This is a genomic window from Cellulosimicrobium sp. KWT-B, from assembly GCF_002127155.1.
Lineage (GTDB): Bacteria > Actinomycetota > Actinomycetes > Actinomycetales > Cellulomonadaceae > Cellulosimicrobium > Cellulosimicrobium funkei.
The window spans coordinates 201,773-228,382 of sequence record NZ_NEDO01000006.1 but is presented as its reverse complement, the minus strand read 5'-3'; the positions used below and the strand labels follow the sequence as shown (position 1 = coordinate 228,382).

The window sequence follows — 26,610 nt, the reverse complement described above, 5'->3', positions numbered from 1 at the left end:
CCTGCCTGACTCGGCAGTCGCGACCGACGTCTGGCGCCAGTAGCCCAGGTCCGTGGCGGGTTGAGCGCATCAGCCGACCGCACGGAGCCAGTCGCGAACGCGGATCTCCATGCGCTCCTCGTCGGCTTCCGTTACCTTCCCTGTATGCGCAAGTGCGCGCCGCGTATGGTTCAGTTCCTGAAAATAATAGAGCACCCAGCCCTTGTCGCCGAGAAGCGCCTCAAAGTGTTCCCAGTTCTCAATGATTATCGTTCCATACTGCGGGAAGTCTACGTATGCGAGTGTCGAACTGCCGCGAGGACCGTGCCAACGATTCTTCTGGTCCTCGGCCTGGCGCTTCTCTGCGCTCTTCCGTATCGAGTCAGGTACTCCGCCGGTCCACCATTCCTCTACGCCTTTCGCCTCGATCAATGTGGTCTCGACAAGCTCGCGGATAGAATTCTCGAGACAATAGAGCAGCTGATACACCCTCCCCATGGACTCCGCCTGTCTGCGCGCGTCTGCGGAGAACTGGTCGATCGCGCTCGAGCGTCTCGAACGATTGTCGACGGGATCTACATTCATCGCGCGGTTGATGGCTGCGGCGCGAAATAGGAATGCCTCAAGGTCAAATGCGTGCCCCGTCATAATAGATTCGCCTTGAGGCTTCTAAATATCGCGTCGTATACCGCGATGTCTGTGGAGAGTGGGAGGTGAACGTGGACATCATGGCGTAACGAGACGGTCCCAATTTTGCTTGCCGGAGCGGACGCGGGCGGGGCAGGGTTCTCGGTGTCAACCGTAGGTTCGGGTGGTCTCGCAATTGCCGACGGTGTGGAATCAAAGTCGGCGAGTTCGGCAAGCGACTTGAAGGTCAAAGCCATCTTTGAGTTGACTGATTCGCCTTTATCTGTAACACGACTAAAGAGGCCGCTCAACTCGCTTGTTGATCGGTTGTGGGCTTCAGTGTCGATCGCGAATATGTCGCCATAGCCGTTGCGTAGGGCTGTTGCCATTGTTGCCTTCGAAACACTTGGGTCCTTATAGTCCCTGTAGAGTTGCGTGGGGCGTCCAGCTTGGTCTAGTAGTCCAATTGCCTTCATCACGGGGATGACAGGTCGTGCCGCAGAACTCGCAAACCCGAGTTGTTTCAAGAACTCATAGGTGAACGCCTCCGGTACCGACGCCTTCTGGATTGCCGAGAAGATCGCCGGGATGTTCTTTGTGCTTGTGAGGTACGACGTGGGCACGACCATGAAGGGCAAGTTACCCTCAGATGTCGAGAAGCGCTCACGTTGTGTCCGGATTGCGGAGAAATATGCCTGCTGAGAAGTTTGCCGGGCGTTGTGCGGGGAAGGCTAGAGCGGCTCGGCCAGGTGAGATATCGGCGCACGGCGCACGGCACACGGCACACGGCACTCGTCAGTGAGTGTGTAGAGACTCCCGATGCTGATGTTCCGATCGTCATGCTCGACGGACCCGACATGTGTGCGACGGAGGTCGGAGCGGTGGGCGAGTTGCTCCTGCGAAAGGCACAGGCAAGGCGCTCTTCTCGGATCCGCTGACCAGCGCGTCAAGGCGAGCGTTGACGTGCTCGTCGTCGGTCGCCACGTAGCGATCGTCGGTCGATGCACTGTGTGGGTCGACAGGCTGTAAGTGGCACCCGGGCCATGGCGCTGTGCTGTGTAGATGTGCGCGATGTCAGGCATCGGTTCGTGGAGGCTGGTAAGACAGCGGAGGCTGAGGACGCGGTGCGGCCGACGCTCCTGACCGCGATAGATGTCAGGGCAACGAATGCCGGTGTGTCCCCGACGCGGGCCTATGAGGATGGGGGCCCCTTCAGCGGAAGAAAAGTCGCTAACCAAACTTGACGGGCTGACCACCCCCCGGAGCGGCAGTCCTCGCGTTCGGCCCGTCGCCAACTGGAGCGGGGGGCAAGCGAGAGGAGGCCGAGGCCGAATGGATGGCCTGCGCCGTCCGTGGGGCGCTGCCCGTCTCACAGGACGTCATCGACCTGTTCGTCCAACAAGGGGAGGTGCGGCACATCGAGGTGAGCCACCTGCGGCTCCATGAGTGGGAGCGGACGTCTCCGATCCACAGCGAGATGCTCTGACCTGCGGCGATACCTGCGTGTCCACGAGTCGGCTGGTCGAGCAGCGTCCCTACGAGGACGCGAACGCGTCGTCGCTGAGCAGCGCGTCCGCGCGGGCGGGGGGAGGGGGATCCAGGGCTGGTCGGTCAGGCCCTGCTCTCGGCGTACCACCGCACCCCCGACGCGTAATGCCCCCATCATGGCAGCCGGCTGCCCTGTGCCCGGCGCAGGCGTCCGGTCCGGAGCTCGTCGACGCCCGCGCGCCGCAGGGTCGCGCTCGTCCAGCCGGGCAGGAGGCGCAGGCCGTCCGCGCCGGTCACGCGACGCACGTCGTCGACGGCGTACTCCACGCCGCGGCGCTCGAGGACGAACTCCCCGGCCGCCTCGACGTTGCGGACCCAGTCCACGTCGGGGCCGTAGGTGAGGGCGAACGCGACGCGCACCGGACCGGTCGGGTCGTCGCGGTAGGCGAAGGCGAAGACGGGCGTGCGGTACTCGCGACCGCTGCGCCGACCGACGTGGCGGACGACGGCCATCGGCCCGACGCCCGTCGCGACGCGGAGCATGACGGGGTTGAGGAAGCGCCTGTTGCTGCGGGTCACCCAGCGCGGGATCGGCATGGGCCCATCGTCACCCGGCGCGCCCCGGGACCGCGACCTATCGTGGCGGCGTGCCCACCCGACTCCTGCTGCTCAGCGACACGCACGTCCCGGTCCGCGCCCGGGCGCTCCCGGACCAGGTGTGGCGCGCGGTCGACGACGCGGACGTCGTCGTGCACGCGGGCGACTGGGTGAGCGCCGACCTGCTCGACGCGCTGGAGGCGCGCGCGGCGCGCCTCGTCGGGGTCGCGGGGAACAACGACGGCCCCGACCTGCACGCGCGGCTGCCCGAGGTGGCGCGCACCACGGTCGAGGGGCTGCGGCTCGCCGTCGTGCACGAGACGGGCGGGAAGGACGGGCGCGAGCGTCGCGCCGACGCCGCGTTCCCCGACGTGGACGTGCTCGTGTTCGGGCACAGCCACATCCCCTGGGACACGACGGCGCCGGGCGGCCTGCGCCTGCTCAACCCCGGCTCGCCGACGGACCGCCGTCGGCAGCCGGTCGGGACGTTCCTCACGGCCGTCGTCGATGACGGCGCGCTGCGGGACGTCGAGCTCGTGCCCGTCGCGCGCTGAACGACCTCACGCCGCGCCGGCGCGCGCCCGGTGCGCCGCCGGGCTCACGCCGCGCACGCGCTTGAACGCGGCGCTCAGCGCGAACGGCGTCGCGTACCCGACGGCGCGCGCGACCGCGGCGAGCGTCGCGTCCGGCTCGAGGAGGAGGTCGGCGGCCAGGTCCAGCCGCCAGCCGGTGAGGTAGCCCATGGGCGGCTCGCCGACGAGCGCCGTGAAGCGGCGCGAGAACGCCGCGCGCGACAGCCCCACCTCCCGCGCGAGCGCGTCGAGGGTCCAGGCGCGCGCCGGGTCGTGGTGGATGAGCCGGAGCGCGGCCCCGACGACGGGGTCGGCGTCGGCGCGGTACCAGCCCGGCGCGTCGTCGCGCGAGAGCCACGTGCGGAGGCACGAGATGAGGAGGAGGTCGAGGAGGCGGTCGAGCACCGCCTCCTGGCCGGGGAGGTCCTGCACGACCTCCCGGGCGAGCATCTCGACGAGCGTCCCGTCCACGTCCCCGCGGCGCAGGACCACGCGCTGGGGCAGCACGCGCAGCACCCGGCGCCCGACCTCACCGTCGAGCGGGTACGTGCCCGTGACGATGACGGTCTCGCCGTCCGGGTCGTTGCCCCACGACCGCACGCCGAGCACGGTCATGGGGGAGGGGCCGCCGTCGACCGCCCGGCACATGTCGGATGCCGGGCCGACGACGACCTGGGGCGCTGTGGTCGGCGCGTCGGCGACGACGTAGTGGTCCGGGCCGCGCAGGAGCACGACGTCGCCCGCGGCGACGTGCTCGCCCGGGTCGGACGACGTGCCGCCGGCCCCGGGGCCGACCCACCCGGACCCCCGCAGGACGGGCACGATCGTGAGCGGCGCCTCGTCCTCGATGCGCATGCCCCACGGCGCGCGCAGGTGGCTCCGCAGGAGGAAGGCGCCGCGGGCGCGCGGCCCGTCGAGCAGCCCGGCGACGACGTCCATCGCGTCAGCGTACGCCGCGCGCGGCGAGACGATCGCGTATGCGCGCGAGCCGGTCGGCCATGGAACGTCTCGCGGCGCCGGGGTTGGGTGGGACCCGTACCGCTCCACCCGCCGCACCTCGGGAGACACCATGCCTGCCTCGACCCCGCCCACCGCCGCCGCCCCGTCGGCGGCACCCGCCCGCACGTCGGCACCGACCGCCGCACCGGCACCTGCGCCCGGCACCGTGCTGGTGCTCGGCGCGACCGGCAAGACCGGCCGCCGCGTCGCCGACCGGCTCGACGCGGCCGGCGTCCCCGTGCGCCGGGCGTCGCGCTCCGGCGACGTGCGCTTCGACTGGGACGACGACGCCACCTGGGGGCCCGCGCTCGCGGGCGCCACGGCCGTGTACGTCGCGTACGCGCCCGACCTCGCGGTCCCCGGGGCCCCGGAGACCGTGGCCCGGCTCGCGGCCCGCGCGCACGACGCCGGCGCGCGCCGCCTCGTGCTGCTCTCGGGGCGCGGCGAGGAGGAGGCGCAGCGCGCGGAGGAGCTCGTCGGCGCGGCGTTCCCGGCGCGCACGGTCGTGCGGTGCGCGTTCTTCGACCAGAACTTCAGCGAGAGCTTCCTCCTCGAGCCCGTGCTCGACGGCGTCCTCGCGCTCCCGGTCGACGACGTCGCGGAGCCCTTCGTCGACCTCGAGGACGTGGCCGACGTCGCGGTCGCGGCCCTCACGGACGATGCCCTCGGGGGACGCGTCCTCGAGCTCACCGGACCGCGCGCGCTGACGTTCCACGAAGCGGTCGCGGAGATCGCCGCCGCGAGCGGGCGCGACGTCCGCTACGAGCCCGTCGCCATGGAGGCGTTCGTCGCGGGCCTCGCTGCGGCCGGGCTGCCCGACGACGTCGTCGACCTCATGCGGTACCTCTTCACCGAGGTGCTCGACGGGCGCGGGACCCCCGTGACCGACGGCGTCCGCGTCGCGCTCGGCCGCGAGCCGCGCGACTTCCGCGAGTACGCGGCCCGCGAGGCGGGCGCGTGGGCCGCCGGTGCCGGCACCCGCACGGTGGAGACCGCGCCGTGACCGCGTTCGCGACCCTCGTCGTGGCGGCCGCCGTCGCGACGGGGCTCGCGGGCGGCGTGCTCTTCGCGTTCTCGACGTTCGTCATGGGCGGGCTGCGCCGCCTCCCGCCGGGCGAGGGCGGAGCCGCGATGGTCGCGATCAACCGCGACGCGTTCCGGCCGCCGCTGATGCTCCTGCTCGCCGCGAGCGTCCTGCTCCCCGCGGCGGCGGCCGTCGTCGGGCTCGTCGGCGGCGCGGCCCGGGCGGGGTGGGCGCTCGCGGGCGCGGTCGTCGCGGTCGTCGGGATCCTCGGCGTGACGGCCGTGGGCAACGTCCCGCTCAACGAGCGGCTCGACGCCGCGGCGCGCGAGGGCGACCTGGCGGCGGCGTGGACGGCGTTCCTGCCGCGCTGGCTCGCGTGGAACCACGTGCGGACGGTGGCCGGTGCGGCGTCGAGCGCGCTGCTCGCCCTCGCGCTGGTCTGAGGTGCGCGGGTGCCCGCGCCGGGTCCCGCCGCGGAATAGCCGCGGGCGGGACCCGGTTGCGCACGACATGAGCGACGTCACAGCGGCCGTGCCGGCCGACGAGCAGGACACCGTCCGTCGGGTCCTGGAGGGCACCGAGACCTGGGCCGTCGTCGGCCTGTCGAACAACACCGCGCGCGCCGCGTACGGGGTCGCGCGCGTGCTGCAGCAGCACGGCAAGCGGGTCGTGCCCGTGCACCCGTCGGCGGAGACCGTCCACGGCGAGCAGGGGTACGCGAGCCTCGCGGACGTCCCGTTCCCCGTCGACGTCGTCGACGTGTTCGTGCGGTCCGAGCTCGCGGGCGACGTCGCCGACCAGGCGATCGCGATCGGCGCGAAGGCGGTGTGGTTCCAGCTCGACGTGATCGACGAGGACGCCGCGCGGCGCGTGCGCGACGCGGGCCTCGACATGGTGATGGACCGCTGCCCCGCGATCGAGCTGCCGCGCCTCGCGGCGGCCGAGGAGGCCTGACCGTGCCCGCGGTCGACACCACGACGCGCCTCGGCTCACGCGCTGCGGCGCGGCTCGCCGACGAGCAGGTCGTGTGGCTCGTCACCGTGGACCCGCACGGCACGCCGCAGCCGACGCCGGTCTGGTTCCGCTGGGACGGTGCCAACGAGCTCGTCGTGAAGTCCCAGCCGCGCACGGCCAAGCTGCGCAACGTCCGTGCGAACCCCCGCGTCGCGGTGCACCTCAACAGCACCCCGTCGGGCGGCGACGTCGTCGTGCTCACCGGCACGGCGTCGGTGGACGACGACGGTCTCTCCGCCGCGGAGCGCGCGGCGTACGACGCGAAGTACGACGACGGCATCCGCAGCCTCGGCACGACGCCCGACGGCTTCCACGACGACTACGCCGTGACGCTGCGCGTGCGCCTCGAACGGCTGCGCGGCTTCTGAGGTTTCCTCAGGCCGGGGGCTCGAACGTCAGCACCGGCCGGCCGGTGCGCGGGTGCGTGAGGACCTCGCACCGCACGCCGTAGACCGGGTCCAGCACGTCGGGCACGAGCACGTCGTGGACGTCGCCCGCCGCCACGACGCGGCCGTCCGCCAGCACGACGACGTGGTCGCACGTCTGGGCCGCGAGGTTGAGGTCGTGGAGCGCGGCGAGCACGGTGACGCCGTCGCCCGCGAGGTCGCGCAGGACGCGCATCGTGTCGAGCTGGGCGGCGATGTCGAGATGGTTGGTCGGCTCGTCGAGCAGCAGGAGCGCGGGCTCCTGCGCGAGGGCGCGCGCGAGGTGCACGCGCTGGCGCTCGCCGCCGGAGAGCGTCGCGACCTCGCGGTCCGCGAACCCCGCCATCCCGACGCGGGCGAGCGCCGCCCGGGCGAGGTCGCGGTCGGTCGCGGAGTCGCCCGCGAGGAGCGAGCGGTGCGGGATGCGGCCGAGCAGCACGGCGTCGAGCACGGAGAGCGGGAGGTCGGTCGTCGCGTCCTGCTCGACGAGCGCGAGCACCCGCGCCCGCTGCCGGCGCGGCAGCGCGAGCAGGTCGGCGCCGTCGAACCGCACGCGGGCGCCCTCCCCGCCCGGGTCCGCCGACGGCGACCGGACGCCCGCGAGCACGCGCAGGAGCGTGGACTTCCCGGAGCCGTTCGGGCCGAGCAGCCCGCTCACCGCACCCGGGGGCGCGGTGCAGTCGACGCCGTCGAGGACGAGGCGACCGTCGACCGACCACGACACGCGCTCCGCGTCGAGCCCGGCCGTGCCCACGACGGCGGGGGCGCTCACGCGGTCCTCCGTCCGCGCCACAGCAGCAGGGCGAACACCGGGGCGCCGATCGCGGCGGTGACGATGCCGACGGGCAGCTCGCGCGGCGCGAAGACCGTGCGCGCGAGCGTGTCGGCCCAGACGAGGAACGTCGCGCCGAACAGCGCGGAGAGCGGCAGGAGCAGCCGGTGCCGCGCGCCGGTGAGGAGCCGCACCGCGTGCGGCAGGATCAGGCCGACGAACCCGATGGACCCCGACTGGGACACGAGCGCGCCGGTGAGCAGCGCGACGCCCACGAGGAGCGTCCAGCGCACGCGCGCGACGTCGACCCCGAGCGCGGAGGCCGCCGTGTCGCCGAAGGTGAAGGCGTCGAGCACCGAGCCGGTCGACGCGAGCAGCGTCCCGAGCACGAGCGTCGCGCCGCCCGCGACCGCGACCGAGGTCCACGTCGCGCCCGCGACGGAACCCATGAGCCACGACAGGATCTCGCGGTAGGAGTCGCCGGTCGCGGACCAGAAGATGACGAAGCTCGTCGCGGCCGCCGCGAGCTGGCTCACCGCGAGCCCGGCGAGCACCGTCCGCGTGGGCGTGAGCGCGCCGAGCGCGCCCGCGAGCCCGAGCGCGGCGACGAGCGCGAGCACCGCGCCGCCGAAGGCCGCGACCGGGAGCAGGACCGTCCAGCCCGCGACCAGCACGAGCACCGCGCCGAGCGACGCGCCGGACGACAGCCCGAGCAGGTAGGGGTCGGCGAGCGGGTTGCGCGTGAGCGACTGCATGACGACGCCGCACACCGCGAGCCCGGCGCCAACCGCCGCCGCCGTGAGCACGCGGGGGAGCCGCAGCTGCCACACCATGCCGTCCTGCAGGGCGCCGAGCGGCTCCAGGCCCAGCAGCCCGCCGAGCCCGAGGTGCGTCGCGACCGAGCGCCACACCTCCCCGACGGCGAGGTCGGCCGGCCCGATCGTCACCGTGACGAGCACCGTCGCGACGAGCGCGACGACGCCGGCCGGCACCCACCAGGCCGCGCCGCGCCGCGCGCGACCGGCCGGGCCGGTGCCGGCCGGGCGACGGTCGGCCGCGGCGGGCGCGGGCCGGGTGCGCAGGGTCGTCACAGGTCGAGCGCCTCCAGCTGCGCGGCGAGGTCCACGACGGCGTCGACGTTGCGCACGCCCGCCTCGGTCGCCGGGAACGGGATCGTCAGGTAGCGGCCCTCGCGGACGGCCGTCATCTCGGCCGTGGCCGGGTTGGACTCGAGCCGCTCGATCTTCGCCTCGGCGGTGTTCCAGGCGGCGTCGACGAGGACGAGCACGTCCGGGTCGGCGGCGACCGCCTCCTCCCACGCGTACGACGTCCAGGTGTCGTGCACGTCGCCCGCGACGTTCTCGAGCCCGACGGCGTCGAGGATCATCTGCGGCGCGCCGATGCCCGCCCCGACGTACGGGATGTCGTCGCCCGACGAGTACCACAGGGCGGTCAGGCCGCGGTCGTCGCGGACGACGCCGTCGAGCGTCGCGCGCTGCTCCGCGACGAGGTCCGCCGCGGCGTCCTGCGCGTCGAAGATCGTGCCGACCTCGGTGATCTCGGCGAACACGTCGTCGAACGTCAGCGGGTCCGGCATGTACTCCGGCGCCTTGCACGCGGCGGGGGAGACGTAGGTCGCGACGCCGAGCTGCGCGAGGGTCTCGCGGTCGCCCGCGCCGTCGGCCGTGAGGTTGGACTCCCAGCCCGCGTACACGAGGTCGGGCTCGGTCTCCAGGACCGCCTCCGCGCCCGGGACCTGGTCCGAGAGCGGCTCCGCGACGGCGGGGACGTCCGCGGCGGCGTCGGCCAGCGAGTCGGGCACCGGCCCGTCGGCGAACGCGCTCGCGACGATCCGGTCGCCGAGCCCGAGCGCGAGGAGCATCTCCGTGGTGCTCGACTTGATCGTCACGACGCGCTCGGGCGCGGCGTCGAACGTCACCTCGAACCCGCAGTCGTCGAGCGTGAGCGGGTACGCGGTGCTCCCGGGCGTGCTCGACGACGTCGCGCCGCCCGCAGAGGTCGGGTCGCCCCCGGGCGTCGTGCCGGACGAGCAGGCGGCGAGCACGAGGGCGAGCGCCGACGCGCCGACGGCGGCGCGGACGGGTCGGCGGGAGACGAGGGACGGCGTGAGGCGCGAGGGCACGGAGCTGCTCCGGGTGCGAGACGGGGAGAGAGCCGGACGGCTGCCCCCGGGCGGGGACGCGGGCTCTCCAGGGTCGGACGCGCCATCTCGCGTCGGGCGGACCCGCGACCCAAGGACGAGGTCGCTCCGGCGAACGATCGAGGGGTTCGCGGTCCGTCGTCCAGCCTACACAGGCGGCGTCACGGGTGCGGCGCGGCGGCGGCGACCTTCGTGCCCTTCGGGGTGAGGAGGAAGACGAGCACCGCGATCACGAGCATGAGGGCGCCGCCGATCAGCCCGGTCGTCTGGAGGGACTGGGTGAAGGCCTCCCCGGCGCGAGCCGCGAGCTCGGGGAGGCCCGTCTCGTCGGCGATGGCGATCGCCGCGCCGAGGGACTGCCCGGCCTGGTCGGCGAGCACCGGTTCGGCGTCGCGCAGGGCGTCGAGGCCGGGGGCCGTGTCGAGGCTCGCGCGGTACAGGAGCGCGGAGATGCTCCCGAGGACGGTGACGCCGAGGGTGCCGCCGAACTCGTAGGAGGTCTCCTCGAGCGCTCCGGCGCTGCCCGCCTTGTCGGTCGGGACGCCGCCCATGATCATCGCGGAGCCGATCGCGAGCGCGCCCATGCCCGCTCCGACGAGGCACAGCGCGACGATCATCGTCGTCAGGCTGAGTCCGTCGCCCACGAGCCCGATGACGAGGAGGCCGCCGCCCGCCAGGGCGAGCCCACCGGCGAGCACGGCGCGCGAGCCGGTGCGCCGGCTCAGCGGCGGCGCCGCGAGCGAGGCGAGACCTCCGGCGAGCGCGAGCGGGGCGAGCTGCAGGCCGGTCTCGATCGGGCTGGAGCCCTCGACGAGCTGCAACCACTGGGCGACGAGCAGCAGCGCGGCGACCATCGAGAGCGTGGTGCCCAGCGCGGCCACGATCCCGGCGGTGAACTGGCGGCTGCGGAACAGGTGCAGGTCCAGCAGGGGGTGGTCGCTGTGGAGGCAGCGCCGGACGAACCAGGTCAGTGCCACGGCCGCGACCACGATCGCCGCGAGCGCGGGCGGCACGGCGAGGCTGGCCTCCTTGCCGAACTGCTTGAGCGCCCAGACGAGCGCGACCACGCCGACGAGCGACAGCACCGCGGCGAGGGCGTCCCACGGGCCGGCGCCCGAGACACGGGACTCGGGCACGAGCAGGAGCCCGGCGACGACGCCGACGACCATGAGCGGGACGTTGACGAGGAACGCCGCGTGCCAGGAGAAGTGCTCGAGGAGCAGCCCGCCGACGAGCGGGCCGACGACCGCACCCAGCCCGGACGCCGCGGCCCAGATGCTCAGCGCGGTCGCGCGCTCCCGAGCGTCGGTGAAGACGACGCGGATGAGCGACAGGGTCGTCGGCATGATCATCGCGCCGCCGACGCCGAGGAGCGCACGGATCGCGATCACGGCCTCGGCCGAGTCGGCGACCAGCACCAGGAGCGACGCCGCGGCGAAGACCGCGTAGCCGAGCACGAGCATCCGTCGGCGTCCCCACCGGTCTGCGACGGCGGCGACGGAGACGAGCGACCCGGCCAGGACGAGCGAGTAGACGTCGACCATCCACAGCTGCTGGTCGGAGGCCGGATGGAGCTCGGCGGACATCTCGGGCAGCGCGATGTTGAGGATCGTCATGTCCATCGTGATGACGAGCAGGCTGGCGGTGAGGACGGCGAGCACGGTCCAGCGACGGGCGGGAGACAGCGTGGAGCGGGAGTCGGTCGGCACGGTCAGCTGGGTCATGGTCGCTCGCTCTCGGTGGTGGGATCGGCATCGACGAGGCGGGCGAGCACGTGGGCGAGCTCGGTCTCGTCGGGGATCGCGTCGCCGCGTGCGGCGCGCAGCACGACGCCGTAGCTGTAGGTCACGACCGCCTGGACCGCCACCTCGCCCATGTACCGCGCGAGGACGAGCGCCAGGCCCGCGTCCCACTGGTTCGTCAGCTCGCGGACGCGCGGGTTCTCGACGTGGCCGACGAAGAAGGCGGCCTGCGCCCGGGCGCGCGCGGGGTCGCTCCCGTACACGGCCAGGTAGCGCGCGAGGACGCCCGCGACGTCGGTCGAGGCCGCCAGCTCGCCCTCGAGCGCGCGGAGCTCGCGGTCGCTGCCCGCCGCCACGTCGCCGAGCGCCGCCAGGACGAGGTCGTCGAGCGAAGCGAAGTACTGCGTCGTCGCGCCGAGCGGCACGCCCGCCTTCTCCGCGACCTTGCGGTGCGTGACGTGGCCCAGCCCGACCTCGAGGATCACGGCGACCGCCGCGTCCACGATGGCCCGGCGGCGCCCTTCGGGGTCTCTTCTCGCTCGCGTCATGACATGAATGTACATACGTACATGTACATCTGTCCATTAACGTGGCCACCACGTCCCGATCGCGGACGCGGCCCGTGGCGCGGCGGCGACCGTGACAGAGTGTGCGTCGTGACCGAGCCGTCGAACCCGCCCGCCCCCGCCCCTGCGACCTCGCCCCTGCGCGCCGTGGTGACCGGCGCGTCGTCGGGCATCGGGGAGGCGTGCGTGCGGTTCCTGCGCGCCCGCGGCTGGGACGTCGTGGCGTTCGCGCGCCGCGCGGACCGGCTCGCCGAGGTCGCGGAGCGCACGGGCGCCCACCCCGTGGTGGGCGACGTGACCTCCGACGACGACGTCGCGCGCCTCGTCGCCGAGGCAGGTGCTCGCGGGCCCGTGCACGCGCTGCTCAACATCGCGGGCTTCGGCCTCGGCGTCGACCCGGTCGACGAGGCGAAGATCGACGAGTGGCGCGCGATGTACGAGACGAACGTGCTCGGCACCGTGCGCGTGACCCGGGAGTTCCTGCCGCTCCTGCGCGCGTCGCGTCGCGGCGACATCGTGCTCATGACGTCGACCGCGGGCCACGACACGTACGTCGGCGGCTCCGGCTACGTCGCGTCCAAGCACGCGCTGCTCGGCGTCGCGAAGACGCTCCGCCTCGAGCTCGTGGGCGAGCCGATCCGCGTCATCGAGATCGCGCCGGGCCTCGTGCACACGCCCGAGTTCTCGCTCAACCGCTACCACGGGGACCAGGCCGGGGCCGACGCCGTCTACGAGGGCGTCGTGGACCCGCTCACCGCCGACGACGTCGCCGACGTCGTGACGTTCGCCGTCACGCGCCCGCACCACGTGAACATCGACTCGCTCATCCTGCGGCCCGTCGCGCAGGCCTCCACGTACTCCCTGTGGCGCGCGCCGCTCGTCCCGAAGGGCGTCGAGCCCGCTCCCGACGCCGACGCGTCCGCCCGCTGACCCCGACCCGTCCGGGAGCGGCGCCGCTCCGAACCGAGGATGGCGCCCGGGGTCGGCCCGGCGTCTACTGGACCACGGGAGGACGCGCATGACGGGGCAGCGGCAGGCAGCCGGGCACGCGGGTGGACGGGCGGCGCTCGCGGGCGTCGTCGCGGCGGCCGTCGGGTTCGCCGTCGCCGAGCTCGTCGCGGCCGTCGTCGCGCCCGGGTCGAGCCCGCTGTTCGCCGCCGGGGCGGGGGTCGTCGACGCGGTGCCGGGGCCCCTCAAGGACTGGGCCGTCGCGACCTTCGGCACCGCGGACAAGGCCGTGCTGCTCGGGGTCATGGGCGTCGTGCTCGCCGCGGGCGCGGCCCTGAGCGGCTGGCTCGAGCTCCGCCGTCCGCCGTCCGGCGCGCTGCTCCTCGCCGCCGTCGGCGCGGTCGGCGCGGTCGTCGCCGCGTCCCGGCCGGGCGGGAACGTGGCCTGGGCGCTGCCGAGCCTGGTCGGCGTGGGGGTCGCCGTGCTGCTGCTGCGCGCGACGCTCCGGACGCTGCGCGGCCCGGCCGTATCCTCCGGCTCCGACGACGCGACGACGACGTCCGGCGGCCTCGACCGCCGCCGGTTCCTCCTCGTCACGGGCCTGGCGGCGGCTGCCGGCGTCGTCGCGCTCGCGACGTCGCGCGCGGTGTCCGCCGGCTCGCGCGCCGTGACGGCAGCGCGCGACGCGCTGCGGCTGCCCGCCCCCGCGACCCCGGCCCCCGCCGTCCCCGCCGGGGCGGACCTGCGCGTCCCCGGGCTCGCGCCGTACGTCACCCCGAACGCGGACTTCTACCGCATCGACACGGCGCTGCGCGTGCCGCAGGTCGACCCGGCGTCGTGGACGCTGCGCGTCTCGGGGCTCGTCGACGACCCGTTCGAGCTCACGCTCGACGAGCTGCTCGCGCTCCCGCTCGTCGAGCACGACCTCACGCTCACGTGCGTGTCCAACGAGGTCGGCGGGGACCTCGTGGGCAACGCGCGGTGGCTCGGGTACCCGGTGCGCGAGCTGCTCGCGCGCGCCGGAGTGCAGGACGGCGCCGACATGGTGCTCTCCACGAGCGCCGACGGGTGGACGGCGAGCACGCCGCTCGACGCCCTCACCGACCCGGACCGGGCGAGCCTGCTCGCCGTCGGGATGAACGGCGAGGCGCTGCCGGCCGAGCACGGGTTCCCCGCCCGGCTCGTCGTGCCCGGGCTGTACGGCTACGTGTCCGCGACGAAGTGGGTCACCGAGCTCAAGGTCACGACGTTCGCCGACGACGTCGCCTACTGGTCCACGCGCGGGTGGTCGGAGCGGGGACCGATCAAGCTCGCGTCGCGCGTCGACACCCCGCGCGACGGCGCGGCCGTGGACGCGGGGGACGTCGTCGTCGCGGGCGTGGCCTGGGCCCAGCACACGGGCGTCGAGGGCGTCGAGGTGCGCGTGGACGACGGCCCGTGGCACGCCGCGACGCTCGCCGCCACGGTCGGCCCGGACACGTGGCGGCAGTGGTCGTACGCGTGGGACGCGACGCCGGGGGAGCACCGGCTGACGGTCCGGGCGACCGACGCGGACGGGCGCACCCAGACGGCCGACGTCGCCCCGCCCGCGCCCGACGGAGCGTCGGGCTGGCACGAGGTCGCCGTCCGCGTGCGGTGACCGGCCCGGCCCGTGCCGGAGACCGGGGGGCAGGCGAGGGGCAGGCGAGAGGCCCGGGTCCTGGACCGGAGGTTGTCCCGCGACGGACGTGCTGGCACCATGTGCGGGTGACCTCCGCGCGCCCCACGAGCAGCACGCTCGTCCTCGCGCGCCCGCTGTTCCGCACCGCCACCTGTTGTTGAGGGCTCGCGGCGCCCTGCGCAGCCTCGACCTGGTGTCCGCGAGCAGCCTCCCGCCCCTCCCTCCCTGCGACGGGGCGTGACGGTCGCCGGTCCCGCGCCGCGGCTCAGCGATGAGTCCGACGCCACGACCGGGTCTGCACCCACGGACGCCAGCCGAGCACAGGACGCGAGACCGCCATGTACGTTCCCCCGCACTTCCCCCGCTACCGCCCGACCACGGTGCCGTCGTCGTCGGCGCCCGCCCTCCCCGCCGCTCCCGCCCCGTCGGCCGCCGCCGGGCCGCCGCTCACGCTCGAGTGGCTCGTCGCGCGCGACATCGACGCCTACACCGCGCGCCGCCGGGCGGCGGCTACCATGGAGGCACAGGCGTCGACCCGGCCATCACCGGCGAGCCTCCGGAAGAACGGGACCCGCGCCGCGGGGCAGGCCTGACGGCCCGCGGCAGGTCCTCACTAGACCCGGACGGGTGGGCCCGTCACAGCCTGCGACGAGCGGTCGGCGACCGCCCGTGGTGCCCGACGACGTCGGGCACGCGCGGGGACGGCGCCGGCAAGCGAGGTGGTACCGCGGCGAGCCCGCCCCAGGTGGGGGAGTCGTCCTCGCAGGAGAGCACGACCGACCCGTACCACCACGGCGGACACCCCGCCGACCGCTACCTCACCGGAGTCCTCGAGACCATGGCCTATCCGCTGCACCGCGCACCCTCGTCCGCCGCCGACGCGCACCCCGGAGCCGCGTTCGGCGTCCCCGCCTCCCCGGACCTGCCCGCGATCGAGCGCGAGGTCCTCGCCTACTGGGAGGCGGACGACACGTTCCGCGCCTCGGTCGAGCGCAACCCCGCCGGGGAGAACGGCAGCAACGAGTTCGTCTTCTACGACGGCCCGCCGTTCGCCAACGGCCTGCCCCACTACGGGCACCTGCTCACGGGCTACGCGAAGGACGTCGTGCCGCGCTACCAGACGATGCGCGGCAAGCACGTCGAGCGTCGCTTCGGCTGGGACACGCACGGCCTGCCCGCCGAGCTCGAGGCGATGGACCAGCTCGGGATCAAGACCAAGGAGGAGATCCTCGAGCTGGGGATCGAGCGGTTCAACGACGCGTGCCGCGCGTCGGTGCTCAAGTACACGAGCGAGTGGCAGGACTACGTGACCCGCCAGGCGCGCTGGGTCGACTTCGAGCACGACTACAAGACGCTCGACCCGACGTTCATGGAGTCGGTCCTGTGGGCGTTCAAGCAGCTCTACGACAAGGGCCTCGTCTACGAGGGCTTCCGCGTGCTGCCCTACTGCTGGAACGACCAGACGCCGCTGTCCAACCACGAGCTGCGCATGGACGAGGACGTGTACCAGGTCCGCCAGGACCCGGCGGTCACCGTCGGCTTCCGGCTCGAGACGGGCGAGCTCGCGCTCATCTGGACGACGACGCCCTGGACGCTGCCGTCGAACCTGTTCGTCATGGTCGGCCCCGACGTCGAGTACGTCGTCGTGGAGTCGTCGTTCACGGGCGTCAAGGAGCGCTACGTGATCGCCGCCGAGCGCCTCGAGGCGTACGCACGCGAGCTCGCGGACGAGGGCGTCGAGGACGTGACGACGCAGGTAGTCGAGCGCCTCACGGGCGCCGACCTCGTCGGGCGGTCGTACACGCCGCCGTTCTCCTACTTCGCCGGGCACGCCGGTGCGCACCGGGTCGTCGAGGCCGACTTCGTCACGACCACGGACGGCACCGGGCTCGTGCACAACGCCGGCGCGTTCGGCGAGGAGGACAAGGTCGTCTCCGACCGCGAGGGCGTCGAGCCGGTGCTGCCGGTCGCGTCCGACGGCAAGTTCGTCTTCCCCGTCGTCGACTACGAGAGCCTCCAGGTCTTCGACGCGAACGCGCTCATCATCGACCACCTCAAGGGCCGCACGCGCCACGACGCGGCGGCCGCGCAGGGGGAGGAGACGCCGGACCTCCCGCTCGGCGCGACGAGCCCCGGCACGGTGCTGCTGCGCCGTGAGTCGTACGCGCACTCCTACCCGCACTGCTGGCGCTGCCGCAAGCCGCTCATCTACATGGGCGTGTCGTCGTGGTTCGTCGCGGTGTCGAAGTTCAAGGACCGCATGGTCGAGCTGAACGAGCAGATCTCGTGGACGCCCGACCACATCCAGCACGGCCAGTTCGGCAAGTGGCTGGAGAACGCGCGCGACTGGTCCATCACGCGCAACCGGTTCTGGGGCAGCCCGGTGCCGGTGTGGCGCTCGGACGACCCGCAGCACCCGCGCGTCGACGTGTACGGATCGTTCGCCGAGATCGAGCGGGACTTCGGCACCCTCCCGCGCAACGAGAAGGGCGAGCCGGACCTGCACCGGCCGTTCGTCGACCGCCTCACGCGCCCCAACCCGGACGACCCGACGGGCCGCTCGACCATGCGCCGCGTCGAGGACGTCATGGACGTCTGGTTCGACTCGGGGTCCATGCCCTACGCGCAGGTGCACTACCCGTTCGAGAACACCGACTGGTTCGAGCACCACAACCCCGGCGACTTCATCGTCGAGTACATCGGCCAGACGCGCGGCTGGTTCTACACGCTGCACGTGCTCGCGACCGCGCTGTTCGACCGCCCGGCGTTCCGCTCGGCCGTCTCGCACGGCATCGTGCTGGGCTCCGACGGCCGCAAGATGAGCAAGTCGCTGCGCAACTACCCGGACGTCAACGAGGTCTTCGACCGCGACGGCTCCGACGCGATGCGCTGGTTCCTCATGAGCTCGCCCATCCTGCGCGGCGGCAACCTCGTCGTCACCGAGGACGGGATCCGCGACGCGGTGCGCCAGGTGCTGCTTCCGCTGTGGAGCACGTACTACTTCTTCACCCTGTACGCGAACACGTCGAAGGCCCAGGCGCGCGCGGGCGAGCCCGTCGAGCCCGCCGGGTACGTCGCGCAGAAGGTGGCCCCCGAGCGCGTGGCCGGGCTCCCGGCCCTCGACCGCTACCTGCTCGCCCGGACCCACGACCTCGTCGTGCGCGTCACGGGGCAGCTCGACGCGTACGACATCGGCGGCGCGTGCGAGACCGTGCGCGAGCACCTCGACGTCCTCACCAACTGGTACGTGCGCACCCAGCGCGACCGGTTCTGGGCGGAGGACGCCGACGCGTTCGACACGCTGTACACGGCGCTCGAGACGCTCACGCGCGTCATGGCGCCGCTCGCCCCGCTGCTCGCGGAGGAGGTGTGGCGCGGCCTGACCGGCGGGCGCTCGGTCCACCTCACCGACTGGCCGGCGTCCACCGAGGAGGTCGGCGAGCGGTTCGTCGGCGAGGACGGCTCGTCCGCCGTGGCCGTGCGTCACGTCCCGGACGCGTCCCTCGTCGCCGATCCGGCGCTCGTCGCCGCGATGGACGAGGTCCGCGCCGTCGCGTCGGCCGCGCTCGGCCTGCGCAAGGCGCACCAGCTCCGGGTGCGCCAGCCGCTCGCGCGGCTCACGGTCGTCGTGGACGACCCGGGGGCGCTCGCGCCGTACACGGACCTGCTGGCGCGCGAGCTCAACGTCAAGGCCGTCGAGCTCGAGTCGACCGACTCGGACGCCGCGGAGCGCTTCGGCATCACGCAGCGCCTCGCGGTCAACGCCCGCGCCGCGGGCCCGCGCCTGGGCCGCGGGGTCCAGGCCGTCATCAAGGCGGCGAAGGCCGGTGCGTGGCGCGTGGACGACGCCGGGGAGGTCGTCGTGACGACGGACGACGGCGACGTCGCGCTCCTGCCCGCGGAGTACGAGCTGACGACGGTGGTCGCCGACCGCGGCGTCGCCGAGGGCGAGGCGCCGAGCGTCGCCGCCGCGGTGCTCGCGAGCGGCGGGTTCGCCGTCCTCGACCTCGCGCTCGACGACGCGCTGCTCGCCGAGGGCTACGCGCGCGACGTGATCCGCGACGTGCAGGACGCGCGCAAGGCCGCCGGGCTCGACGTCGCCGACCGCATCCGGCTCTCGCTCGACGTGCCGGGCGAGTGGCTCGCGGCCGTCGAGGAGCACCGCGACCTCGTCGCGCGCGAGACGCTGGCGGTCGAGGTCGTCGTCGAGACGTCGCCGACCGACGTGCGCTCCGTGCGCGTCGAGAAGGCCGACGGCACCGTCCCGGACACGGCGGTGATCCTGTGAGCGCCCCGCGCAAGGACCCCGGCGCCGCACGACGGCAGAACGCGAAGGACGCCCGCGCGGCGGCGGAGGACGCCGCCGCGCAGGCGGACCTCGAGCGCGTCTACCAGCACATCGTGTCCCGTGCTCCCGAGCACGACTTCGACCCGACGATCGACCGGGTGCGGCGCCTGTTCGAGCTGCTGGGCGACCCGCAGCACGCGTTCCGGACGATCCACCTCACCGGGACCAACGGCAAGACGAGCACCGCGCGCGTCGCCGAGCGCCTCGTGCGCGAGCACGGCCTGCGCACCGGCCTGTTCACGAGCCCGCACCTGACGAGCGTCACCGAGCGGATCGTCGTCGACGGCGAGCCGCTCTCGCCGCGCCGGTTCGTCGAGGTGTGGGAGGACGTCTACCCCTACGTGCAGGTCGTCGACGCCGAGCTCGCGGAGACCGGGCAGTCGCAGCTGAGCTTCTTCGAGGTCCTCACGGGCGTGGCGTTCGCCGCGTTCGCGGACACGCCCGTCGACGTCGCGATCGTCGAGGTCGGCATGGGCGGCGAGTGGGACTCGACCAACGTGGTCGACGCGGAGGTCGCCGTCGTGACGCCCGTCGCGCTCGACCACGAGCGGTGGCTCGGGAGCACGCTCGAGGAGATCGCGACGGTCAAGTCGGGCATCGTCAAGGAGGGCGCGACCGTCGTCTCGGCCGCGCAGCGCCCCGAGGTCGAGGAGGTGCTGCGGGCGCGGGCGGAGCGTGTCGGCGCGCGCCTGCTGCGCGAGGGCGTCGACCTCGACGTCGCCGCGCGCCAGGTCGCGGTCGGCGGCCAGCTCCTCGACCTGCGCACGCCCGCGGCGCTCTACACCGAGGTGTTCCTCCCGCTGCACGGCGAGCACCAGGCGCACAACGCGCTGCTCGCGCTCGGCGCGGTGGAGGCGTTCCTCGGCGGCCGGGCGCTCGACGGCACGCTCGTCGAGGCGGCGTTCGCGGACGTCACGTCGCCGGGCCGGCTCGAGGTCGTGCGGTCCAGCCCGACCGTCCTCGTCGACGCGGCGCACAACGCCGCGGGGGCCGAGGCGCTCGCGACGGCGCTCGGCGAGGCGTTCGACCTGCGCCACCTCGTCGGCGTCGTCGCGATCATGGCCGACAAGGACGCCGAGCCGCTCCTCGCGGCCCTCGAGCCGGTGCTCGCGGAGATCGTCGTGACGCGCAACAGCTCGGAGCGCTCGGCCGACCCGACGGAGCTCGCCGAGCTCGCCGCCGACGTCTTCGGCGAGGACCGCGTGCACAGCACCGAGCGCCTCGACGAGGCGCTCCAGGTGGCGGTCGACCTCGTCGAGCGCGACGACGCCGTGGGCGTCGGCACGGGCACGGGCGTCCTGGTCACGGGCTCGGTCGTGACCGTCGCCGACGCGCGCGTCCTGCTCGGTCGCGGCTGACGCCCGGACGCCGCGCGGCGCGCGGCGGCCGGGTGTTTGATGGAGGCGACGACGGCGGCGGGCACGCCGGGCGCGGCCAGCCGACGTCGCGGGGGCTGTCGGCGCCCGGAGCACCGGGCGCACGGACCGATGGAGGGATGACCGGTGAAGAAGCTGCTCAACGATCCCCAGGACGCGGTGACGGAGTCCCTCGAGGGCTTCGGCCAGGCGCACGCCGACCTCGTGCAGGTGCACCTCGCGCCCCCGTACGTGTCGCGCGCCGGCGGCGCGGTGGCCGGCAAGGTCGGGCTGGTCTCGGGCGGCGGCTCGGGCCACGAGCCGCTGCACGCGGGCTTCGTCGGGCCGGGGATGCTCGACGCCGCGGTGCCGGGCGCCGTGTTCACCTCGCCGACGCCCGACCAGATCGTCCCCGCGATCCTCGGCGCCGACTCGGGCGCCGGCGTGCTCGCGATCGTCAAGAACTACACGGGCGACGTGCTGAACTTCGAGACGGCGGTCGAGCTCGTCGAGGCCGAGGGCACCCAGATCACGAGCATCCTCGTCAACGACGACGTCGCGGTCGAGGACTCGCTCTACACCGCGGGGCGGCGCGGCGTGGCAGGGACGGTCGCGGTCGAGAAGATCGCGGGCGCGGCGGCCGAGCGGGGTGACGACCTCGGCACCGTGACGGAGATCGCCGGGCGGGTCGTGGCGAACGTGCGCTCGATGGGCGTCGCCCTCACGGCGTGCACCGTGCCGCACGTGGGCCGGCCGAGCTTCGACCTCGGCGACGACGAGGTCGAGATCGGCATCGGGATCCACGGCGAGCCCGGGCGGCACCGGATCCCGCTCGCGTCGGCGGACGAGATCACGCAGCGGCTGGTCGATCCCGTGGCCGACGACCTGGGCCTCGCCGACGGCGAGGACGTGTTGCTGTTCGTTAACGGAATGGGCGGTACCCCGCTGTCCGAGCTGTACGTCGTCTATCGTCAGGCGAGGAGGCTGCTCGAAGGGCGCGGCGTACGCGTGACGCGCTCGCTCGTCGGCAACTACGTCACGTCGCTGGAGATGCAGGGTGCGTCGGTCACCGTGCTGCGCCTGGACGACGAGCTCACCGCCCTGTGGGACGCTCCCGTCCACACGGCCGCGCTGCGCTGGTGAGCGGGTGCCCTTTCGTGCAGTCTCCGGGAGCCGGCGCACCGCCGGCTCGACGGCGAGGAGAGGTGGGGCATGACGCTGGACGTGGCCTGGGCCGAGCGATGGACCCGGCTGAGCGCGGAGCGGATCGCGGCGGCACGGGACGAGCTGACGGAGCTGGACCGCCAGATCGGTGACGGCGACCACGGCGAGAACCTCGACCGGGGTTTCCGCGCGGTGGTCGCCAAGCTCGACGGGGCGGCCGCCGGGGAGCAGCCGCCCGGTCAGATCGGCGACGTGCTCAAGCTCGTGGCCACGACGCTCATGTCGTCCGTCGGCGGCGCCTCGGGCCCGCTCTACGGGACCGCGTACCTCCGCGCTGCGAAGGTGACCGGTCTCGCGGAGCTCGACGCGCACGGCGTCGTCGCGCTGCTCGAGGGCGCGCTCGAGGGCATCTCCGCGCGCGGCAAGGCGCAGGTCGGCGAGAAGACCATGGTCGACGCCTGGCAGCCCGCGGTCGACGCGGCGGAGGCCGCGGCCGACGCGGGCGGCTCGACGGCCGACGTCCTCGCGGCCGCCGCCCGGGCCGCGCGCGAGGGTGCCGAGGCGACCGTGCCGCTCGTGGCGACGAAGGGCCGGGCGAGCTACCTCGGCGAGCGCAGCGCGGGCCACCAGGACCCGGGCGCGACGTCGACCGCGATCCTGCTCGAGGCCGCGCGCGACGCGGCGGCGGCGTGAGCGGCGTGGCCGGACCGGTCGGCACGCGGGCCCGGGTCGCGCTCGTCCTCGTCTCGCACTCGCAGCGCCTCGCGCAGGGGGCCGTCGAGCTGTCCGCGCAGATGGCGCCCGGCGTCCTGCTCCTCGCGGCGGGCGGGACGGACGACGGCGGCCTCGGCACGAGCTACGACCGCGTCTCCGGCGCGATCGAGGAGGCGCTGCGCGTCGCGGACGGCGTCGTCGTGCTCGCGGACCTGGGCTCGGCCGTGATGACGGTCGAGTCGGTGCTGGACCTGGAGGACGGCTTCGACGGGCGCGTGCTGCTCGCGGACGCGCCGTTCGTCGAGGGTGCCGTCGCGGCGGCCGTCACCGCGCACGGCGGCGGCGACGTGGCCGAGGTCCTCGCGTCCGCGGAGCACGCGGGCGGCACGTTCGCCGTCCCCGCCGCGGCACCGGAGGCCGGGGAGGAGCACGCCGCGGACGGTGCCCCGCCGGCGGGGGAGGCCCGCGCCGTCGTGACGCTGCGCAACCCGCTCGGCCTGCACGCCCGGCCCGCCGCCGTGCTTGCCCGCCTGGTCGCCGGGTTCGACGCGAGCGTCGCGATCGACGGCGTCAACGGGGCGAGCGTCCTCGAGCTCATGAAGCTCGGCGCGACCGGCGGGCAGGAGCTCACGGTCACGGGGGAGGGCCCGCAGGCCGCGGACGCGGTGCGCGCGGTGGTCGAGGCCGTGGAGGGCGGGTTCGGCGAGGTCTGACGCCGCAGGGGTGTGACCTCCGTCACCCGATATTGCAGTTGATGCAAAATTGCAGAGGATGCAAGAATAGTCCTCGTGCCGACGACCCCGCCTGACGTGCCCGCTCGCCTCTCCGTGGCCGAGCGGGCCGCGGCGTGCGTCGCGCCGTCGCCCGGCGGGCTGCGGGAGCGCAAGAAGCGCGCGCGCCGCGAGGCCCTCGTCGACGCCGCGCAGACCCTCGTCCTCGACCGCGGCCTCGACGCCGTGACGGTCGAGGACATCTGCGCGGCCGTCGGCGTCTCGCCCCGGACGTTCTTCAACTACTTCCCCGCGAAGGACGACGCCGTGCTCGGCCTCGAGGACTTCTCGGTGCGACCCGACGTCGTCGCGGCCTTCGTCGCCGGCGGCCCGACGGGCGCGCTCCTCGACGACCTCGAGGTCGTCGTGGCCGACGTGCTCGCGCACGAGGTCGTCACCCCCGAGCGCATGGCGCGCACGCTCGAGCTCGTGCAGCGCGAGCCGCACCTCGTCGCGCGGCACGTCGCGTGGGTCGAGGGCCACCGTGCCGAGCTCGTCGAGATGCTCGTCGCGCGCCGCGCGGTCCGGCCGTTCGTCCCGGACCCGGAGCTCCTGGCGCTCGTCGTCATGAGCCTCCTGCGGGCGAGCACGGTCGAGTGGCAGCAGCGGGGCCGCGAGGGCGAGCCGGTGGACCACCTGCCGGGCGTCGTCGACCAGCTCCGCGCGCTGCTCCGCGACACGCGCGCCCCCGATCCCGCGGCCCCCTGACCGCACCCCTCGCCCCGCGCGAGGACATCACCGGCTCGGGCCTCCCACCCGACCGGCCGCACCTCCAGCCCCCACCCGACGACGGGCCGCGCCCGTCGGCGTGCGCCCGCCCGTCCCGACCGAACCGGATCCTCATGGCCTCCTCCACCGCAGCACCACCCGTCGACGGCGGCAAGCCGCTCGTCGTGCTCACCCCGCGCACCGTGTGGGTGATCTTCGGCGCGCTCATGGCGTCGATGTTCCTGTCCTCGCTCGACCAGTCGATCGTCGGCACCGCGATGCCGACGATCGTCGGCGAGCTCCACGGCGTCGAGCACCAGGGCTGGGTCATCACGGCCTACATCCTGGCGATCGCCATCGTCATGCCGCTCTACGGCAAGTTCGGCGACCTCTGGGGCCGTCGCTGGCCGTTCCTCGTCGCGATCGGCCTCTTCACGGTCGCGTCGGCCGGCGCCGGGTTCGCGCAGTCGTTCCCCGAGCTCGTCGCCTGGCGCGGCGTGCAGGGCCTCGGCGGCGGCGGCCTCATGATCCTGTCGCAGGCGATCATCGCCGACATCGTCCCCGCCAAGGACCGCGGCAAGTACATGGGCCCCATGGGCGCGCTCTTCGGCATCGCCGCGGTCATCGGGCCGCTCCTCGGCGGCTGGTTCACCGAGGGCCCGGGCTGGCGCTGGGCGTTCTGGATCAACGTGCCCATCGGCGTCGCCGCGTTCGTCGTGGCGTGGGTCGCGCTCAAGCTCCCCTCGCACCGCGCGGGCCGCAAGATCGACGTCGCGGGCATCTTCTTCCTCGTCGTCGCGACGTCCGGCATCGTCCTCGTCACGAGCTGGGAGTCGCTGACGACGTCGTCCGGCTACGACTGGTCCGACCCGTGGCTGCTCGGCCTCGTCGCGGCCGTCGTGGTGTCGGTCGTCGCGTTCGTCCTCGTCGAGAACCGCGCCGAGGAGCCGCTGCTCCCGCTGCACCTGTTCAAGAACCGGACCTTCACCATCGCGACGCTCATCGGTCTCGTGCTCGGCATGGGCATGTTCTCGGCGCTCGCGTTCCTGCCGACGTTCCTGCAGATGTCCACGGGTGCCGGGGTCACCGAGTCCGGGTTCCTCATGCTCCCGATGATGGTCGGCGTCATGATCACGGCCATCGGGTCCGGTATCGCCATCACCAAGACCGGGCGGTACAAGATCTACCCGGTGGTGGGTCTCGCGATCACCGCGGCCGGGATGGTCTGGCTCACGCGGATCACGGGCGACATGTCGATGTGGCTCTTCGGCGCGATGATCTTCGTCATGGGCGCCGGGATGGGCCTCGTCATGCAGACGATCGTGCTCGCCGTGCAGAACTCGGTCGACCCGCACGAGATCGGGACCGCAACGAGCGCGAACAACTTCTTCCGCGAGATCGGCGCGGCCGTCGGGACGGCGCTGTTCAGCACCATCTTCACGTCGCGCCTCGCCGACAACCTCGAGGGCGTCTTCGCGGGCGTGCCCGGGGGTGCGGCCCCCGCCGGCGCGGAGGGCTCCTCGCTCACGCCCGAGATGGTGCAGCAGCTCCCGGAGCCGATCCACACGGGCGTCGTCGACGCGTTCACCGACGCGCTCGCCCCCGCGTTCTGGTACCTGGTCCCGCTCGTCCTCGTCGGGTTCGTGCTCGCGCTGTTCCTGCGCGAGGTCAAGCTCTCCGACGTCGCCGGGATGGTCGCGCGCGGCGAGGCCGTCGCGGACCACGGCGACGTGCGCGAGGACGCGCCCGCGACGGGCCAGGCCGACGGTGCCGCGGTCGTCGTGCCCGCGGGGGGCGGTGGACCGGACGACGAGCGTCCCGGGAGCCGGGAGCGCGACGGCGCGCCGGTATCCTGACCGGGTGAGCACCTCGCCGTCGCAGCCCGCCGCGCAGCCGTCCCGCCACGGCCGCGCGGCGGGCCCGGTGCGCCCGTCCCCGGGCGACCGCATCAAGCCCAAGAAGCCAGCGAAGGTCCAGTTCGCGTCGACCACGCTCCTGCTCGAGGCGTTCCTCGTCGTGTTCGCGACGCTCGTGGCCTACGGCCTGCGCGACGTGCCGTACTCGCGCGGCCCGCTCGAGCTGCCCTCCGCGACGTCGATCTGGGTCGTGGGCGGGGTGCTCGCCGTCGTGCTCGTCGTGCTGTCGCGCATGGTGGGCACGCCCGGCGGGTACGTCGCCGGGTCCGTGGTCCAGGTGCCCGTGCTCGCGCTCGGGCTGGTGGTGCCCATGATGTTCCTCGTGGGCGGCCTCTTCGTCGTCCTGTGGATCGTCTCGATCCGCCTCGGCGGGCGCATCGACCGCGAGCGCGCGGCCTACGACGCCGAGCACCCCGAGACCGCGCCCAACGCCGGCTGACGGCGCGGCGCGCACGCGGCCGGGCGGCCGCCCGCCGGGCGCGGCGCACGGGCCCGCGGCCGGTAGGCTCGGCGACCATGACCGACGTCGCACCCGCACTGACCGAGACCATCGAGCGCACCCTCATCCTCGTCAAGCCCGACGGCGTCCGCCGCGGCCTGTCCGGCGAGATCCTCCGGCGCGTCGAGGCCAAGGGCTACACGCTCGCCGCCGTGCGCCTGCTCGACGCGACGCCCGAGCTGCTCGCCGCCCACTACGCCGAGCACGAGGGCAAGCCGTTCTTCCAGCCGCTCGTCGACTTCATGCTCTCGGGCAAGATCCTCGCCGTCGTGGCCGAGGGCCAGGGCGTCGTCCCCGGCTTCCGCTCGCTCGCCGGCGCGACCAACCCGACCGAGGCGCTGCCCGGCACGATCCGCGGCGACCTCGGCCGCGACTGGGGCCTCAAGGTCCAGCAGAACCTCGTGCACGGGTCGGACTCGCCCGAGTCCGCCGCGCGCGAGATCGCGCTCTGGTTCCCCGAGCTCGGCTGACCCGCACGCGCACGTCCGCCCCGTCCCGGGCCTCCGGGGCGGGGCGTTCGCGTGCCCGCCGCGGTGCGCGCGGTCCGCCACGGCCGGTCGCG

At 73.9% G+C, this 26,610-nt stretch carries 26 protein-coding genes; 17 read left to right on the top strand and 9 right to left on the bottom strand.

Going from position 1 to position 26,610, the window contains the following annotated elements; genetic code table 11:
• Positions 1–69: 69 nt before the first annotated feature.
• The 3 genes from B9L22_RS17950 to B9L22_RS17945 form a co-directional block, all read right to left on the bottom strand.
• Entirely contained in the window at positions 70–627 is a 558-nt protein-coding gene (locus tag B9L22_RS17950; protein WP_086151365.1) for a Swt1 family HEPN domain-containing protein, read from the bottom strand.
• The gene (locus tag B9L22_RS19820) at positions 624–1,235 is read right to left on the bottom strand and encodes a DUF5343 domain-containing protein (RefSeq protein WP_143317371.1); all 612 of its coding nucleotides are present in this window, start codon (positions 1,233–1,235) and stop codon (positions 624–626) included. The genes B9L22_RS17950 and B9L22_RS19820 overlap by 4 nt, the downstream gene beginning before the upstream one ends.
• A gap of 1,033 nt (positions 1,236–2,268) precedes the next feature.
• Positions 2,269–2,691 carry a hypothetical protein gene (locus B9L22_RS17945; RefSeq protein WP_086151364.1) on the bottom strand — a complete coding sequence of 141 codons (423 nt, stop codon included), beginning with the start codon at positions 2,689–2,691 and terminating at the stop codon, positions 2,269–2,271.
• A 50-nt stretch (positions 2,692–2,741) separates the two neighbouring features.
• Between B9L22_RS17945 and B9L22_RS17940 the strand changes: the two genes are divergently transcribed.
• Complete coding sequence (locus tag B9L22_RS17940) at positions 2,742–3,245, top strand: metallophosphoesterase (RefSeq protein ID WP_086151363.1); 504 nt, start codon at positions 2,742–2,744, stop codon at positions 3,243–3,245.
• Between the two features lie 6 nt (positions 3,246–3,251).
• On the opposite strand, the gene B9L22_RS17935 is transcribed toward B9L22_RS17940, so the two are convergent.
• A complete protein-coding gene (locus B9L22_RS17935; protein WP_086151362.1) occupies positions 3,252–4,202 on the bottom strand; it encodes an AraC family transcriptional regulator in 951 nt (316 codons plus the stop codon).
• A gap of 130 nt (positions 4,203–4,332) precedes the next feature.
• Here B9L22_RS17935 and B9L22_RS20300 point away from each other — a divergent pair, with 130 nt between their 5' ends.
• From B9L22_RS20300 to B9L22_RS17915, 4 genes are all read left to right on the top strand, one after another.
• Positions 4,333–5,265, top strand: a complete 933-nt coding sequence (locus tag B9L22_RS20300; RefSeq protein ID WP_233140223.1) for an NmrA family transcriptional regulator — start codon at positions 4,333–4,335, stop codon at positions 5,263–5,265.
• Positions 5,262–5,729: a DUF1772 domain-containing protein gene (locus B9L22_RS17925; protein WP_086151360.1), complete on the top strand. Its 468-nt coding sequence runs from the start codon at positions 5,262–5,264 to the stop codon at positions 5,727–5,729. The genes B9L22_RS20300 and B9L22_RS17925 overlap by 4 nt, the downstream gene beginning before the upstream one ends.
• 67 nt (positions 5,730–5,796) lie before the next feature.
• A complete protein-coding gene (locus B9L22_RS17920; RefSeq protein ID WP_021483339.1) occupies positions 5,797–6,240 on the top strand; it encodes a CoA-binding protein in 444 nt (147 codons plus the stop codon).
• A 2-nt stretch (positions 6,241–6,242) separates the two neighbouring features.
• Positions 6,243–6,668 (top strand): TIGR03667 family PPOX class F420-dependent oxidoreductase, encoded by a 426-nt coding sequence (locus B9L22_RS17915; protein ID WP_086151359.1) that lies wholly within the window; start codon positions 6,243–6,245, stop codon positions 6,666–6,668.
• Positions 6,669–6,675: 7 nt separating this feature from the next.
• On the opposite strand, the gene B9L22_RS17910 is transcribed toward B9L22_RS17915, so the two are convergent.
• The 5 genes from B9L22_RS17910 to B9L22_RS17890 all read right to left on the bottom strand — a co-directional run bounded on the left by B9L22_RS17910 (position 6,676) and on the right by B9L22_RS17890 (position 11,948).
• Positions 6,676–7,497, bottom strand: coding sequence for a putative F420-0 ABC transporter ATP-binding protein (locus B9L22_RS17910; RefSeq protein ID WP_086151401.1), 822 nt, complete (start codon positions 7,495–7,497; stop codon positions 6,676–6,678).
• Positions 7,494–8,588 (bottom strand): putative F420-0 ABC transporter permease subunit, encoded by a 1,095-nt coding sequence (locus B9L22_RS17905; RefSeq protein WP_369824867.1) that lies wholly within the window; start codon positions 8,586–8,588, stop codon positions 7,494–7,496. The genes B9L22_RS17910 and B9L22_RS17905 overlap by 4 nt, the downstream gene beginning before the upstream one ends.
• Positions 8,585–9,640: a putative F420-0 ABC transporter substrate-binding protein gene (locus B9L22_RS17900; protein WP_086151358.1), complete on the bottom strand. Its 1,056-nt coding sequence runs from the start codon at positions 9,638–9,640 to the stop codon at positions 8,585–8,587. Before B9L22_RS17900 ends, B9L22_RS17905 begins: the two co-directional genes overlap by 4 nt.
• 179 nt (positions 9,641–9,819) lie before the next feature.
• Positions 9,820–11,382 (bottom strand): MFS transporter, encoded by a 1,563-nt coding sequence (locus B9L22_RS17895; RefSeq protein WP_086151357.1) that lies wholly within the window; start codon positions 11,380–11,382, stop codon positions 9,820–9,822.
• On the bottom strand, positions 11,379–11,948 hold the full coding sequence (locus B9L22_RS17890) for a TetR/AcrR family transcriptional regulator (protein ID WP_198947337.1): 570 nt from the start codon (positions 11,946–11,948) through the stop codon (positions 11,379–11,381). The genes B9L22_RS17895 and B9L22_RS17890 overlap by 4 nt, the downstream gene beginning before the upstream one ends.
• Before the next feature lie 108 nt (positions 11,949–12,056).
• On the opposite strand from B9L22_RS17890, the gene B9L22_RS17885 reads away from it, so the two are divergent.
• From B9L22_RS17885 to ndk, 12 genes are all read left to right on the top strand, one after another.
• Positions 12,057–12,896 carry an SDR family oxidoreductase gene (locus tag B9L22_RS17885; protein WP_233140222.1) on the top strand — a complete coding sequence of 280 codons (840 nt, stop codon included), beginning with the start codon at positions 12,057–12,059 and terminating at the stop codon, positions 12,894–12,896.
• A gap of 88 nt (positions 12,897–12,984) precedes the next feature.
• On the top strand, positions 12,985–14,553 hold the full coding sequence (locus B9L22_RS17880) for a molybdopterin-dependent oxidoreductase (RefSeq protein WP_086151354.1): 1,569 nt from the start codon (positions 12,985–12,987) through the stop codon (positions 14,551–14,553).
• Positions 14,554–14,912: 359 nt separating this feature from the next.
• Positions 14,913–15,167, top strand: a complete 255-nt coding sequence (locus tag B9L22_RS17875) for a hypothetical protein (protein WP_086151353.1) — start codon at positions 14,913–14,915, stop codon at positions 15,165–15,167.
• A gap of 245 nt (positions 15,168–15,412) precedes the next feature.
• Positions 15,413–18,862, top strand: a complete 3,450-nt coding sequence (gene ileS / locus B9L22_RS17870; RefSeq protein ID WP_086151400.1) for an isoleucine--tRNA ligase — start codon at positions 15,413–15,415, stop codon at positions 18,860–18,862.
• Positions 18,859–20,280 (top strand): folylpolyglutamate synthase/dihydrofolate synthase family protein, encoded by a 1,422-nt coding sequence (locus tag B9L22_RS17865; RefSeq protein ID WP_086151352.1) that lies wholly within the window; start codon positions 18,859–18,861, stop codon positions 20,278–20,280. The genes ileS and B9L22_RS17865 overlap by 4 nt, the downstream gene beginning before the upstream one ends.
• A gap of 144 nt (positions 20,281–20,424) precedes the next feature.
• Positions 20,425–21,420: a dihydroxyacetone kinase subunit DhaK gene (dhaK, locus tag B9L22_RS17860; RefSeq protein WP_086151351.1), complete on the top strand. Its 996-nt coding sequence runs from the start codon at positions 20,425–20,427 to the stop codon at positions 21,418–21,420.
• A gap of 69 nt (positions 21,421–21,489) precedes the next feature.
• Positions 21,490–22,134: a dihydroxyacetone kinase subunit DhaL gene (dhaL, locus tag B9L22_RS17855; RefSeq protein ID WP_061269007.1), complete on the top strand. Its 645-nt coding sequence runs from the start codon at positions 21,490–21,492 to the stop codon at positions 22,132–22,134.
• Entirely contained in the window at positions 22,131–22,868 is a 738-nt protein-coding gene (dhaM, locus tag B9L22_RS17850) for a dihydroxyacetone kinase phosphoryl donor subunit DhaM (RefSeq protein ID WP_051028644.1), read from the top strand. The genes dhaL and dhaM overlap by 4 nt, the downstream gene beginning before the upstream one ends.
• A 75-nt stretch (positions 22,869–22,943) precedes the next feature.
• Positions 22,944–23,633 carry a TetR/AcrR family transcriptional regulator gene (locus tag B9L22_RS17845; protein WP_086151350.1) on the top strand — a complete coding sequence of 230 codons (690 nt, stop codon included), beginning with the start codon at positions 22,944–22,946 and terminating at the stop codon, positions 23,631–23,633.
• Between the two features lie 134 nt (positions 23,634–23,767).
• Positions 23,768–25,489, top strand: coding sequence for an MDR family MFS transporter (locus tag B9L22_RS17840; RefSeq protein ID WP_086151349.1), 1,722 nt, complete (start codon positions 23,768–23,770; stop codon positions 25,487–25,489).
• A gap of 4 nt (positions 25,490–25,493) precedes the next feature.
• Positions 25,494–25,988 carry a DUF4233 domain-containing protein gene (locus tag B9L22_RS17835; protein WP_306303334.1) on the top strand — a complete coding sequence of 165 codons (495 nt, stop codon included), beginning with the start codon at positions 25,494–25,496 and terminating at the stop codon, positions 25,986–25,988.
• 77 nt (positions 25,989–26,065) lie between these two features.
• Positions 26,066–26,518, top strand: coding sequence for a nucleoside-diphosphate kinase (gene ndk, locus B9L22_RS17830; protein WP_031317103.1), 453 nt, complete (start codon positions 26,066–26,068; stop codon positions 26,516–26,518).
• Positions 26,519–26,610 lie beyond the last annotated feature (92 nt).

What these genes read in the sequence shown, in the direction of transcription:
- B9L22_RS17950 (WP_086151365.1), bottom strand. Translation starts at nt 627, where the DNA reads ATGACGGGGCACGCATTTGACCTTGAGGCATTCCTATTTCGCGCCGCA.
- B9L22_RS19820 (WP_143317371.1), bottom strand. Translation starts at nt 1,235, where the DNA reads ATGGTCGTGCCCACGTCGTACCTCACAAGCACAAAGAACATCCCGGCG.
- B9L22_RS17945 (WP_086151364.1), bottom strand. Translation starts at nt 2,691, where the DNA reads ATGCCGATCCCGCGCTGGGTGACCCGCAGCAACAGGCGCTTCCTCAAC.
- B9L22_RS17935 (WP_086151362.1), bottom strand. Translation starts at nt 4,202, where the DNA reads ATGGACGTCGTCGCCGGGCTGCTCGACGGGCCGCGCGCCCGCGGCGCC.
- B9L22_RS20300 (WP_233140223.1), top strand. Translation starts at nt 4,333, where the DNA reads ATGCCTGCCTCGACCCCGCCCACCGCCGCCGCCCCGTCGGCGGCACCC.
- B9L22_RS17920 (WP_021483339.1), top strand. Translation starts at nt 5,797, where the DNA reads ATGAGCGACGTCACAGCGGCCGTGCCGGCCGACGAGCAGGACACCGTC.
- B9L22_RS17895 (WP_086151357.1), bottom strand. Translation starts at nt 11,382, where the DNA reads ATGACCCAGCTGACCGTGCCGACCGACTCCCGCTCCACGCTGTCTCCC.
- B9L22_RS17890 (WP_198947337.1), bottom strand. Translation starts at nt 11,948, where the DNA reads ATGACGCGAGCGAGAAGAGACCCCGAAGGGCGCCGCCGGGCCATCGTG.
- B9L22_RS17880 (WP_086151354.1), top strand. Translation starts at nt 12,985, where the DNA reads ATGACGGGGCAGCGGCAGGCAGCCGGGCACGCGGGTGGACGGGCGGCG.
- B9L22_RS17875 (WP_086151353.1), top strand. Translation starts at nt 14,913, where the DNA reads ATGTACGTTCCCCCGCACTTCCCCCGCTACCGCCCGACCACGGTGCCG.
- ileS (WP_086151400.1), top strand. Translation starts at nt 15,413, where the DNA reads ATGGCCTATCCGCTGCACCGCGCACCCTCGTCCGCCGCCGACGCGCAC.
- dhaL (WP_061269007.1), top strand. Translation starts at nt 21,490, where the DNA reads ATGACGCTGGACGTGGCCTGGGCCGAGCGATGGACCCGGCTGAGCGCG.
- B9L22_RS17840 (WP_086151349.1), top strand. Translation starts at nt 23,768, where the DNA reads ATGGCCTCCTCCACCGCAGCACCACCCGTCGACGGCGGCAAGCCGCTC.
- ndk (WP_031317103.1), top strand. Translation starts at nt 26,066, where the DNA reads ATGACCGACGTCGCACCCGCACTGACCGAGACCATCGAGCGCACCCTC.